This is a genomic window from Undibacterium umbellatum (genome assembly GCF_014284125.1).
GTDB lineage: Bacteria > Pseudomonadota > Gammaproteobacteria > Burkholderiales > Burkholderiaceae_D > Undibacterium > Undibacterium umbellatum.
In genome coordinates, this window is sequence record NZ_JACOFX010000100.1 from 1 (window position 1) to 255 (window position 255).

General features: G+C 59.6%; 1 protein-coding gene. It reads right to left on the bottom strand.

The features are described from left to right. Positions 1–255: hypothetical protein (locus H8L47_RS30540; protein ID WP_186957352.1), on the bottom strand; the 255-nt coding region annotated here is incomplete at both ends.

Genomic DNA, 255 nt, shown 5'->3' on the forward strand with positions numbered 1-255 from the left:
GGGCGAGGGGTTGTTCGCCTGCGGATTCGAGCAGTTGCAGGAGCATGGTGAGGGCGCTGTCGGTGACGCCCATGTCGGCGTTAATGCGGTCTAGCTCGGTTAAGGCGTCGCAGATGCTGGCGAGGTCATCGAGCAGGGTGTCAAAGCCCATGGCTTTGAGGGCGTCGATTTGCAGGCCGCGCAGGCGTTCAAAGCTGGCGCGCAGGTCTTGCAGTTTGGAAAAGGCAAAAGAGGGTTGTGATGATGCAGCTATTG